The following is an 8417-nucleotide window of genomic DNA, read 5'->3' as shown; positions in this document are numbered from 1 at the left end:
CGTATCCCCATTTCATACTTGTTTCTCGACAACTCAAGTATAAAAGAATGGGTGATATCGTGCTCTTTTTTATGCACTCAAATTGTGTATAAACCCCAACATTTATTATAGAACCTAAAAAAAGTAACAACCTATGCAAAAAAGGCCAAAAAAAAGGTTAACCCAACTTGAAAGATGGATCAACCTAAATATTACTTTTTCTCTTCATTTTTGACGATTTGATTCACTTCTTTTACTTCATCTGTTACGTCACTAGTTAGCTCACGAGCTGATTTTTTAAATTCTTTTAATGTTTCCCCAGTAGCTCTACCAATCTCAGGTAATTTCTTCGGTCCAAAAATTATTAAAGCTAAAACGAGAATTAATATTAATCCAGGTATTCCTATGTTTGTTAACATTCATACCATCTCCTTTTTATGATGCATGCACATATTGTTAGAGATAACTACTAAATGTAGTTTATCATGTTCACCTAAAAAAAACGAACTACTTATTAGTATCTTTGTCCTTTACCCAACGTTTTACCTTTTCATAATCCATCGGATAGTTCATATTAAAAAATGCTTTTCCTAAATCAATGTCTTCTAACATCATTAACTCCTTTTCATCAATGTAACGAACTTGAAGACGAGATAATACATCTACAACTTTTAATTGGTTTTCCTTTAAGCTCGAATGAATAATTGGCAATGCACTTTTACTATATACTGCATACAATGGATGGATTTTTCCATCAATAATAGGGACGACTGCGTCACAATCTTGCGCTTGAGAAATTAAATATGATGTGACTGATGTCGATATAAATGGCATATCACAAGCCACAACAACATTTTTATCATTTTTAGCCACTTGTAAACCAGCTTGCAAGCCAGCAAGAGGTCCTTTTGCATCTACAAGATCAGGAACAATGGGAATCTCTAAAAACTTGTATTGTTGTTCTTGATTGGTTACAAGGATGATTTCTTCAAACATCAATTGTAATGCTTCTTTCATTCTCACAATATTGTATTTTCCTTCAATCCTTAGTAATGCTTTATTTGTGCCCATTCTCTTAGATTGGCCACCTGCTAAGATAATAGCCCCAACATCCACTATGATCACCTCTGGTTGGACGCTGTAATAATTTTTGGCTGCTTTCGCATAGATTATTGTCTTTCCTACAAAAAAATAACACGTATATCAATAGATTAAATGGCACCTTTTCCTCTAAAAAAGAATGACTGTTGAGTAAAACAACATTATTATCTTCTAGCTTAGGATAAATAGCAACATTGCTTTAGAAAAGAGCCTAGTTATTTATATTGTTATTATATCAAATAGCCTTCTCAATATATGAAGTAGAAATTCTATTGTCACAAATATGTCAAAAACCGATTTATATCTTAATGAATTAATTATATAAAAAATGGTAAAATCAAAGAGCCCGAGAGGCATTTTAGGTAAGGGGGTTCATACATATGACTAACATAGAATTAGTTGAAAAAAGAAATAAACTACTTATCTCAATACTATGGTTTACATTTACATGTGTTTTTTTATGGAACTTTTTTCATGCTGGATTACGCTTGAGCTTTATACAATCCATTCCTGATCTAATTATTAACACGATTATTACTGTATTAATTTTGAAAAGGAAATTCATTTTTTATACGATGTATCTAGTCGTTCTTTCTTCTGTTATTACTACATATGTTGTCTTTAGTGTAGACCCATCAATTATTATGTTTTTCCTAGTTGTTCTATACGTAACAGTGATCTCACTGTATGAAAATTACATACCTATCATTTTAACCGCTATTTCAAATATTGCTATATCCAATTATTTCTTTTTGATGAATCATGATTCTACTGCTTTTGCTGCAATTAATAAAACAGATATTATCGGTATCGATGCGATGATTGTACTTATTATATTGGTAAATATTATTCAAGGTGTATTTAGTAAACGTATGCGCTTAGAAAATCAAGAAACATATGAACAAGTTTTACAAGCAAAGGAACATACTGACTCTTTACTTGGGAACATTAAATCTACAGTTGAATTTTTACATAGATTTGAAACTGACTTAGAAGATCACTCCAAAAAAACAGAAGAAATTTCTGAAGAAATTACTGTTTCATTTTTAGAAGTAACTAAAGGGATAGAAAGTCAAGCTGCTAGTGTTGTCGATATAAATGAAGCTATCCAATCAGCAGATAGCTCTATAGAGAATGTAACATCCGTCTCCAACCATATGAATAACCTATCAGAAGAAACACTGAAAACGATACAAGATGGCAACAACAATGTTGAAGTTTTAATCGGAGAAATAGAGAAAGTTCACACAATAATAAATGCGACGGTAGCTGTTATGAATGACTTAAGCAATCAAAATCATAAGATAGAAGGGATTGTAAATAAAATAACTGGAATCTCTGAGCAGACAAACCTACTAGCTCTCAATGCGGCAATAGAAGCAGCACGTGCAGGGGAGCATGGAAAAGGCTTTGCCGTCGTTGCTGATGAAGTGAGAAAGCTTGCGGAGGACTCTCGACACTCGACCGCAGAAATTACTTCTATTTTAAATGGTATACAAGAGAAAACATTGCATGATGCAGAACAAACAAATCTCGGAGAAAATGCAATTTTACAAAGTGAGCAAGTAATGAAGGTCGTTCAAGAGACTTTCAAAACAATTAAAAATACGAGTGAAGAAGTAGAAGAACAATCTGGAAAAGTTAATGACATGCTTGCCGAAATCTTAGGGGATAGTCACCGTATTTCAAATGAAATCCTGTCAATCTCAAGCATTACACAGCAAAGCTCTGCTTCATCTCAAGAGATACTGGCACATATGGAAGAACAAAATAATCGCATTAAAAATATCGTTTCAAGCTTTAAGAAATTAGAAGATATGATCGAAACGTTAGAAAATTTAGTAGATGAAAAAAGTTAGGCTATAGCTAAGAACGTAACTCCCCATCTTAAGGGTGAGTTACGTTCTTATATTTTTCTTCATGCTTTAGTAATGCCTCTTTAATATCAATCCCACCAGCAAACCCTGTTAGTTTACCATTTTTCCCAATCACTCGATGACAAGGGATAATGATAGGTAATGAATTTTTACTATTAGCTCCACCTATCGCCCTAGCTTTTTTCGGATCACCTAACACTTGAGCTTGTTCTTGGTAGCTTATCGTATGTCCAAATGGAATCGTTGTTAGTGCTTGCCATGCCTGTTTTTGGAATGAAGTTCCTTCCACTTTCAACGGAAGATCAAATTGTATTCTTTGTCCACGAAAATATTCTTCTAGTTGCTTTACCGATTCATTTAAAATATCATTATTTTCATTGTTACTCATTGAATCATAATGCTCTTCATTGAAGGTACTTGACGAAACAAAGATAATTTCATATAAAAACTCTTCAGATGCTATTAATAAAATTGGTCCAACAGGACTGTTCATCAGTCTTTTATTTAGTTCCCTTTTTATTGTAGCCATTACACCAACCATTTGACACCTCTTTATTTCTATTAGCTTTTTTGTACACTTTTTTGCTAATGTAATAATATTAAAAAAGCAGATGACTTGTATCGAGCTTCATCCATTTAATGGCTTGAATACGAGTTTATTGTTTAGTATGCAAATCAGCCTTTTAATATGTTTAGACATTTGAAGATCTATAGGAAGATAATGATATAATAAGAAAATATTCGAGAAATAAAACAGTAGTACTTAACTGTATTTCCTTCGATCTATTCATTATGCGTACTCAACTTAGTTAGTGTACAATGATGAAAGAATCATTTTCTTACATAAGTATATCATGTCCTCACATACCAAAAAATTATTATGACAAAGGAGAATCTAATGATGGCAAATTTTCAGCGTAATTTAGAAAAATATGCAGAATTAGCAGTGAAAATTGGTGTGAATATTCAAGAAAAACAATCCCTATATATATCAGCAACAATTTCAACAGTTGAATTTGTTCGTCTTGTTACTAAAAAAGCCTATGAAGCTGGTGCAAAAAATGTTCATGTTGAATGGGGAGACGATGCGATTACAAGAATGAAATACGACCTCGCTCCAGACGAAGCATTTAAAGAATTTCCACTTTGGAAAGCTCAAGGACGAGAAGAGATGGCTGAAGATGGAGCAGCATTCTTATCGATTACTTCTACAAATCCAGACTTATTACAAGGTGTTAACCCTGATCGAGTCGCTGCTGCACAAAAAGCACAAGGTAAAGCATTAGAAAAGTTCAGAAACTATATCCAATCAGATAAAGTTAGTTGGACTGTTATCGCTGTTCCGTCGAAAGAATGGGCTGCAAAAGTATTTCCTGATGCAAAAGAGGAAGAGCAGGTAGACTTGCTTTGGGATGCGATTTTTAAGGCAACACGTGTTGATTTAGAAGACCCAGTTCAACAATGGCAAGAGCATGACGAAACTTTACAAGCTCGTGTAAAGTTTCTAAATGAAAAGAAATATAAAGCATTACATTATACAGCATCTAATACAGACCTCACCATAGAGCTACCTACGAACCATATTTGGCTTGGGGGTGGAGGTAAAAATGAAGATGGTACGTATTTCATTGCGAATATCCCTACAGAAGAAGTATTTACTATGCCACTAAAAACTGGTGTAAATGGCTATGTATCGAGTTCCAAACCTTTTAATTACCGTGGTAGTTTGATTGAAAACTTTACATTAACCTTTGAAAATGGCAAGATTGTTGACTGCAAAGCTGAAAAAGGTGGAGAAACATTAAAGCGTCTTATTGAAACAGACGAAGGGTCGCATTATTTAGGAGAAGTCGCATTAGTTCCACATGACTCTCCAATTTCAAATTCTAATATTATTTTTTATAATACATTATTTGATGAAAATGCCTCTAATCATTTAGCTATTGGCAGTGCATACCCAACATGTATCGAAGCTGGCACTACGATGGATAAAGAAGAGCTAGAGAAAAACGGAGTAAATACAAGTGTGCTTCACGAAGACTTTATGGTAGGTACCGCTGATATGGATATTGACGGTATATTACCTGACGGAACAAAAGAACCATTGTTTCGTAATGGGAATTGGGCAATTTAATCATTCTCTTTATATGACGTTAAATTTACGTTAGATGTAAAATAAAATGAAAAACACTCACTGTAAAAAGATTTGTTCACCCAAATCAAATGTGAGCAACCACGAATAACATGAGTTTGAAAAAATCTGGTATAAGAAATGATTAGTCATGTTTTTTGAGCGATCATTTCTTATACCATAACAAACTATGCTGTAATTTCCTCACGATTAATCTCAAATTATATTTCCCACTTTCCAAGTAATTCTTCTTAATATCTTCTTATTCGAAACAGGTGTCCCCAGCTTTTAGTACAAAGGTATAAATTCGACACTATACTAGAGGTTTCATAGTATCTATTGTTCTCAAAACAATGAGAATAGCATAAACCCTTCATTATTTGTAAATAGCCCCTTATATTACACACCCTAGACAATACATAACTTTTTATCTGTAGCCCATCTATCCATTAATATACTTTTTGTTGGAAATCCAATAATTTATGACAAAAAGTATAAGGGCAACCCACATAAGTGTTACGAACAAATTACCGGAAGCACTAGAACTTATTGACCCTGTAGTTAACACTTCCATGCCATTTTTGCTCATTATAGCAGGATTAACAAAGTCCATAATAGGGTTCAAACCTAGTATCATTCTACATCCTAGCAGAAAGACAATGGAAAGAATCGCGATTATTCCTTGACTGTTAAAGATAGTACTAATCAGCGTTGTAAATGTAACAATAAATAGTACCCATACAAGATAAAATAAAATAGCGATAATCATTCGTGAAAATGAAACATGTGTAAATAGATAAATAACATATAGATAAGAAACAAAGAACCCTAACAATACACCGAAAGACGCCATTAAGAAATTTGGTATAACCTTTCCACTAATATATGAAATAATATTAACAGGTCTTGTTAAAATAAATGCCAACATACCATTTACTTTATCTGTGTGTATAATACCCATTGTTGAAATGATAAGAATGATAAGTCCAAGTTGATCAAATTGTGAGCCAAAAGTGCTTGCAAGTACTTCTCCTCCGCTTTGAGTATATATACTTGGATCAATTGTAATTCCTGTTCCCCCTCCTAATGATTCAATGATTGATGGTAAAAAAAGTGTGACTACTGGTTGAGTTATTCCTAGGACGATAAAAATAAGAGGAAGCCAAATCAATTTATAATCACGTAACATCTGCACAAATTCTTTTTTAGTTAAGACCATAAAGTTATTCATGCTCCCACCACCAATCTTAAGAAAATTTCTTCTAATGTATCACTATCGATTTCAAACTTTACCAAATTCACTTCATGTTCTAATGCATTTTTTAACAATAAATCTTTACTTGTATCTATATTTTCAACTTTTATTTTCAATGTATGTCCAGTGACTTCTACTTCCTTCACATAGGGAAGTGCTTTTACAACATCAACCCATTTTCGATCCTTTCTATCAATCACTACTTTCAAGACCTTTTGACTATACTGACTTAACAAATTGGTCGCAGTAGTATCTTTTATTTTCCTCCCATTTTTAATAATAATAAATCTATCACATATTTCTTCAGCATCTGCAAGTATATGAGTTGATAATAATACTGTTGTCTCCTTTTTAATTTCTTCGATTAAATTTAACACTTCTCTTCTCCCAATCGGATCTAAAGCTGATACTGGTTCATCCATTACGATAAGTGCAGGTCGATGTAATAAAGCTTGAGCTATACCAAGCCGTTGTTTCATGCCACCAGAAAATGTACCTACTTTTGAATTTTCTTCTCCTTTCAATCCCACTTTTTCTAAAACATTAGGTATTGAGTTAGTTAATTCCTCTTTGTTTACATTAGATAACTGACCCATAAACATTAATGTTTCAACGGCTGTCATCCATGGGAAAAATTCTGGATGTTGAGGTAAATAACCGATTTCCCTCTTCATTTTTGAAACATGTTTGCCATCTAGTAGCACTTCTCCTGAATTGGGGAAAATAATATCGGATATCACTTTTAATAATGTAGATTTCCCCGCGCCATTTGGGCCTATTAAGCCTACACATTCTCCTGTTTTTATGTCCATTGAGAAATGATTTACAGCCAATTTACCCTTAAATTTCTTTGTTACATTGTTAACTTCTAAATTCATCTTACCTCACCATCCTTTCTCCCATGAATAAAATAAAATACCGGTCCAAATGTATTTACCAACAATATAATAAAAGACCACATAAGTGCGTTCTTTCTCGTATTTCGATGCCTATACAAATCAATTAACGCAATTAAAACCAATAGTGTGCTCAATGCTATAACTGGCAAAATAACAGGTAACAAAGGCATAAAATCAATACCTTTTAATTCATCCAGCCCATAATGTAATTTCATACTATCACTCCTTAACTTTATTATCATTATTGATAATGATAACATGTAATTTCGCGTATTGCAAATGTTATTATTATTATTTATAATGAGAATGAAAATAGAAAAGTAAAACATACTACAAATAAAAGGTGAGATATATGAAAAATAAGGTAGAAATCTTAATGCACCCTGTAAGAATGAAAATTTCACAAGTACTTATGCGAAACAATAAAAATGGACTAACGCCATTAGAAATGGTTAAGCTCATTAAAGATGTACCCCAAGCAACACTATACAGACATATACAAGTTATGCTAGATGCTGGTGTTATCAGCGTATTGAAAGAAAAAAGGGTGAAATCTGTTTCGGAAAAGTATTACACTTTAAATGAGGATGCAGCTAGACTAAATATTGCAGAATGGAAAACAATTTCTAATGAAAAAAAAATAGATTATGTTTCCTATTATCAATTGACACTTTTAAATCAATATCAAAGTTATTTGACTAAATTAGAAGAGCAAGGTAATTCAGAGGATGGCGCTACTTTTTCGGTAGTGGAACTAAAATTAAATGATGAAGAGTTTTTAGAATTTCAAAGCGACCTCAATACATTAATAACTAAATACTACAATGATGCTAACGATCGTAATGAAGAAGATATTCCAGTTCGAACACTTGCAGTTACTATCATCCCTGAATCTTAAGTAACTTGACTAATGGATCACACTTTCATTTATTGAAATCCTTTACTTTCTATTAAGCTCTCTTGATTGTATCCAATACAGCCGCTTCGCTTTTTAAAAATTTCTTAGCTAAGGTTACCCCCTCGTTGCTTACAAAGAAACACCAGAAGGTAAAATGCACCTTCTGGTGTTTTTCGGTTCCACCCTCGCTGGAGTCAAATGACGACATTCCACCGTTGCCCACAGGACGTGGGCTGGTTTTTGATGAAATTGGGTCGGCTCCGCTTTTCTAACTGTC

9 protein-coding genes are annotated in these 8417 nt (G+C 33.1%); 3 read left to right on the top strand and 6 right to left on the bottom strand.

Annotated elements, in window-relative coordinates:
* Positions 1 to 191: 191 nt before the first annotated feature.
* Positions 192 to 398, bottom strand: coding sequence for a twin-arginine translocase TatA/TatE family subunit (gene tatA / locus ACSVDA_RS17445; protein WP_320207354.1), 207 nt, complete (start codon positions 396 to 398; stop codon positions 192 to 194).
* An 88-nt stretch (positions 399 to 486) separates the two neighbouring features.
* Positions 487 to 1095 (bottom strand): molybdenum cofactor guanylyltransferase, encoded by a 609-nt coding sequence (mobA, locus tag ACSVDA_RS17440; protein ID WP_485884748.1) that lies wholly within the window; start codon positions 1093 to 1095, stop codon positions 487 to 489.
* 365 nt (positions 1096 to 1460) lie between these two features.
* Between mobA and ACSVDA_RS17435 the strand changes: the two genes are divergently transcribed.
* Positions 1461 to 2939 (top strand): methyl-accepting chemotaxis protein, encoded by a 1479-nt coding sequence (locus ACSVDA_RS17435; protein ID WP_485884746.1) that lies wholly within the window; start codon positions 1461 to 1463, stop codon positions 2937 to 2939.
* A gap of 28 nt (positions 2940 to 2967) precedes the next feature.
* Here ACSVDA_RS17435 and ACSVDA_RS17430 read toward each other — a convergent pair whose 3' ends face one another.
* Entirely contained in the window at positions 2968 to 3486 is a 519-nt protein-coding gene (locus ACSVDA_RS17430; RefSeq protein WP_485884744.1) for a methylated-DNA--[protein]-cysteine S-methyltransferase, read from the bottom strand.
* 372 nt (positions 3487 to 3858) lie between these two features.
* Here ACSVDA_RS17430 and ACSVDA_RS17425 point away from each other — a divergent pair, with 372 nt between their 5' ends.
* On the top strand, positions 3859 to 5091 hold the full coding sequence (locus ACSVDA_RS17425; protein ID WP_485884742.1) for an aminopeptidase: 1233 nt from the start codon (positions 3859 to 3861) through the stop codon (positions 5089 to 5091).
* Positions 5092 to 5530: 439 nt separating this feature from the next.
* Here the strand turns inward: ACSVDA_RS17425 and ACSVDA_RS17420 are convergent, their stop codons facing one another.
* Genes ACSVDA_RS17420 through ACSVDA_RS17410 form a run of 3 tightly spaced genes read right to left on the bottom strand, consistent with a single transcriptional unit; the run spans position 5531 to position 7457 of the window.
* Entirely contained in the window at positions 5531 to 6319 is a 789-nt protein-coding gene (locus tag ACSVDA_RS17420; RefSeq protein ID WP_485884740.1) for an ABC transporter permease, read from the bottom strand.
* A complete protein-coding gene (locus tag ACSVDA_RS17415) occupies positions 6316 to 7221 on the bottom strand; it encodes an ABC transporter ATP-binding protein (protein ID WP_485884738.1) in 906 nt (301 codons plus the stop codon). The genes ACSVDA_RS17420 and ACSVDA_RS17415 overlap by 4 nt, the downstream gene beginning before the upstream one ends.
* Positions 7218 to 7457 carry a PLD nuclease N-terminal domain-containing protein gene (locus ACSVDA_RS17410; RefSeq protein ID WP_485884736.1) on the bottom strand — a complete coding sequence of 80 codons (240 nt, stop codon included), beginning with the start codon at positions 7455 to 7457 and terminating at the stop codon, positions 7218 to 7220. The genes ACSVDA_RS17415 and ACSVDA_RS17410 overlap by 4 nt, the downstream gene beginning before the upstream one ends.
* 137 nt (positions 7458 to 7594) lie before the next feature.
* On the opposite strand from ACSVDA_RS17410, the gene ACSVDA_RS17405 reads away from it, so the two are divergent.
* The gene (locus tag ACSVDA_RS17405) at positions 7595 to 8140 is read left to right on the top strand and encodes a helix-turn-helix domain-containing protein (protein ID WP_485884734.1); all 546 of its coding nucleotides are present in this window, start codon (positions 7595 to 7597) and stop codon (positions 8138 to 8140) included.
* Positions 8141 to 8417 lie beyond the last annotated feature (277 nt).

Origin of the sequence: Cytobacillus sp. Hm23, assembly GCF_051842895.1 — a bacterium.
Lineage (GTDB): Bacteria > Bacillota > Bacilli > Bacillales > SM2101 > Nanhaiella.
Note: the sequence above shows the minus strand (reverse complement) of the source record. Positions and strands in the feature narration are given on the sequence as shown.

What these genes read in the sequence shown, in the direction of transcription:
- tatA (WP_320207354.1), bottom strand. Translation starts at nt 398, where the DNA reads ATGTTAACAAACATAGGAATACCTGGATTAATATTAATTCTCGTTTTA.
- ACSVDA_RS17435 (WP_485884746.1), top strand. Translation starts at nt 1,461, where the DNA reads ATGACTAACATAGAATTAGTTGAAAAAAGAAATAAACTACTTATCTCA.
- ACSVDA_RS17430 (WP_485884744.1), bottom strand. Translation starts at nt 3,486, where the DNA reads ATGGCTACAATAAAAAGGGAACTAAATAAAAGACTGATGAACAGTCCT.
- ACSVDA_RS17425 (WP_485884742.1), top strand. Translation starts at nt 3,859, where the DNA reads ATGGCAAATTTTCAGCGTAATTTAGAAAAATATGCAGAATTAGCAGTG.
- ACSVDA_RS17420 (WP_485884740.1), bottom strand. Translation starts at nt 6,319, where the DNA reads ATGAATAACTTTATGGTCTTAACTAAAAAAGAATTTGTGCAGATGTTA.
- ACSVDA_RS17415 (WP_485884738.1), bottom strand. Translation starts at nt 7,221, where the DNA reads ATGAATTTAGAAGTTAACAATGTAACAAAGAAATTTAAGGGTAAATTG.
- ACSVDA_RS17410 (WP_485884736.1), bottom strand. Translation starts at nt 7,457, where the DNA reads ATGAAATTACATTATGGGCTGGATGAATTAAAAGGTATTGATTTTATG.
- ACSVDA_RS17405 (WP_485884734.1), top strand. Translation starts at nt 7,595, where the DNA reads ATGAAAAATAAGGTAGAAATCTTAATGCACCCTGTAAGAATGAAAATT.